This is a genomic window from Daejeonella sp. (assembly GCF_044348475.1).
In the GTDB taxonomy this organism is placed as follows: Bacteria; Bacteroidota; Bacteroidia; order Sphingobacteriales; family Sphingobacteriaceae; genus Daejeonella.
On record NZ_JBIKSU010000156.1, the window covers coordinates 1 to 3,035 of the forward strand.

Annotated in this window: 3 protein-coding genes; all 3 read right to left on the reverse strand. The window is 39.2% G+C overall.

Features of this window, described 5'->3' with window-relative positions:
* Positions 1-776, reverse strand: a 776-nt coding sequence (locus ACIQZ6_RS12590; RefSeq protein ID WP_395811627.1) for a hypothetical protein, incomplete at its 3' end; no start/stop codon positions are given.
* A 28-nt stretch (positions 777-804) separates the two neighbouring features.
* On the reverse strand, positions 805-1,683 hold the full coding sequence (locus tag ACIQZ6_RS12595; protein ID WP_395811629.1) for an RraA family protein: 879 nt from the start codon (positions 1,681-1,683) through the stop codon (positions 805-807).
* Positions 1,684-1,764: 81 nt separating this feature from the next.
* A partial coding sequence (locus ACIQZ6_RS12600; RefSeq protein WP_395811631.1) for a c-type cytochrome occupies positions 1,765-3,035 on the reverse strand: 1,271 nt, incomplete at its 5' end.

Genomic DNA, 3,035 nt, shown 5'->3' on the forward strand with positions numbered 1-3,035 from the left:
TCGGTGCGGGTAATGATCTGGTCATATAGTTCTTGTATCTCTTTCTGTCGTTCAGGTTTTTCATGCCACTCCGGTTCAAGGTATTCCAAGACAGGAGCAAGAGAAGTATGGCCATAACGCAAGTTATACACCGCGCTTGATGTAGTAGCTGGGCCTTCGCTTCCTGTAAAAATAGATTTAATGGTTTTGTGTTCTGTATTGAAATTTTGTGCTTCAGGATCTTCATTCATGTAAAATCCTGCAAATCGTTTGGCACGTTTTACATTTTCAGAAAGTTTAGGATCGCCCAAACCCAGATTGTAAAACAAGGTTATACCTTCTGATATATGAAACCAATCATCTTTTCTTGGAAATTCTTTATAAAGCTGATGATTATAATCTATTGAATCTTTGACATACGCAGAACCGTTTAATGTGATAGCATTATAACTTTTAAGTGCGGTTTCAAATAGATACTCACTTCCACCCATGGCATACATTTCCGGCCAATTAAAAAACATCTCATAAACATCATCATAGGGGCCTTTCCCGTATGGAGTTCCATCTTTTTGAGTGAATTTTTTGACGTATTGAGGTGCTGCTTCCTCAATGGTTTTCATTAAATGACGCTGCATGATTGCCCACTCTGGATGGGGTTCAATTTTAGAGGCTTTGATCAGAACTGCATTTTTAAAGAAATCAGAATTTTTTAATGCCTGAGCTTGAATGTCAAGTATCCCACTGAACAATAAAATTGAAAAAATTAGTTTGAGGCCAGTTTTATTTTTCAACAGCATGTGATTGTAAGTTTTTGTAAATGAATATTTATTTTTTATTTTTTGTTTCTAACCAGGCTGCAAAGTCTTTATCAATTTCAGGTGTCCACTTACCATCAATCTGCCCCGGGGTATATTTACCCTCTTTTAATCGTTGATGGCCAAATTGATCTTTCAACTGTACCAATTCACCTGCTTTCACCACTTTCTCTACTAGGTGCGGTGGAATAAACATCACGCCATCTTGTTTGCCTAAAACGATATCTCCTGGAATAACTGTTACCGGGCCGATACGAATAGGAACATTGATTCCTGTAATCATCATTTCCTGTTGGTAGGAGGGGTGGCTTCCTCTAAAAAAAGAGGTAAATCCTGGAATAGTACGTAGGCCTTCCATATCACGTACAGTGCCATTGAATACTACGCCATTGCCTGTTTTAGTGATAATAGAGGTTGCCAAGTTATCTCCGATGATCGGACCGTCATTGTGTTTACCATATGAATCTGCTACATACACATCACCTTTTTGAAGCAGGTCTATTGGCCATGAAACCATATCGCCAATACGGCCATCCTTTACGCCTTCTTTCTCTAATTCTTTACGAATTTCGGGGCGTAGCGGCATGTATTGGGCACTAAGTACGCGTCCTACCAAAACTTGGCCTGCATGTATGTTTTCCCATCCCTGTTCTAGCTGGTGAGTATAACCTTCACCTTTTAATACAGACCATGCCTGTTCCAAAGTAACAGATTTTAGGCGTTGTATTAATTCATCTGACACCTTGGGCCTACCATCAGGAAAACGTTCGCCTTCCCATTTTGGAGTAAGGGCAATTAATGTTTCTTTGCTAATTGTTACTTTCTGAGCTAAAGCCAGGCTTGATGAAGTAAAAAAAATAATTAAAAATAGGTATTGACGTAAATGCATAATGGTGTTTATTAAATTTAGTAGTATACTATATGGTTGTTTTTTTCTAAATGATATTCGCTCCGATTTTATTAAATGTCATCAATCTGGCAAGGTAAATGCGACATAAGTATCTGATGCTTTGGTTTTCATTCTACCACCGCCACAGGCAATTACAACATACTGTTTACCTTTGATACTGTACACAGCTGGTGTAGCAAAGCCGCCTGCAGGTAGTTTTGTTTCAAACAGTAATTTTCCGGTCTTTTTATTGTAGGCTCTAAACATTTCATCGCTTGTTGCTGCAATAAATACTAGGCCTCCTGCGGTTACTACAGATCCTCCCCAATTTTCTGTTCCTGAATGTATTCCTTTGGCCTTCATCTCGGGATGATCGCCTAGAGTTTCTTTCCAAACAACCTTTCCATTATTCAGATCTATTGCCTGCAGCGTACCCCATGGCGGATTAATAGCTGGGTAACCTTCTAGTGTAAGAAATTGCTTGATGCCTGCCAAACTGTACGGAGGGTCGTAAAATGGATGAATTTTTTTGACTACAGGGATATATTTTTCTTTTTGCTTGCTTTCAATATTTAATAGGTAGGATGCAATTGCAGTCTTATCTGCTTCAGTCAAATTTTTGAATGCCGGCATCATTCTTCTTCCAGAAGTGATCAAGTTTTTGAAATCGGCCTCATTATATCGTTTATTCAGATCAAGCAAAGCGGGGAAGCTGCCAGAACCTTTTAAGTCAGCACCATGACAGCCTTTACAATTTTGAGTGTACAATAATTTTCCGGCTTCAAGATTTACCTGAGCAGTATTTTCGACTTTTTTCAACCGGTTATCTTGAATGGTAACAATCCAGGGTAATTCGTTTGCGTTGATATATAAGATGCCACTTTCAGGATCAACTGACGGACCACCCCATTCACCACCTCCGGTAAGACCTGGGAATACCAATGTGCCTTGTAAACTGGGTGGTATAAACATTTTGCCGCCTTTATAACTATAAAAACGTTTTTTTAGTTCCTGATAAGATGAGTCTGGAATATTTTTATTGAGATCTGCTTCTGTTAAGCTTTGCCTGGCAAATGCAGGGATCACTGTTGGAATGGGTTGGGTAGGTGAGGGTTGCTCTCCTTCTAGCTCTGAAGTGGCAGTGACGGGAGTTTCTACAATAGGGTATATTGGTTTACCGGTAACTCGGTCAAGCAGGTAAATAAAGCCTTGTTTACTGGTTTGTACCAGTGCATCTATTTTTTTACCATCCTTTTTAACAGTTAATAGTGCTGGTGCATTAGGGAAATCCCAATCCCATATATCATGGTGTATTGCCTGAAAATGCCAAATATATTTTCCAGTAGCTGCAT

Bases quoted from the DNA above. Each gene is read 5' to 3' on its own strand.
- ACIQZ6_RS12595 (WP_395811629.1), bottom strand. From the start codon at position 1,683: ATGCATTTACGTCAATACCTATTTTTAATTATTTTTTTTACTTCATCA.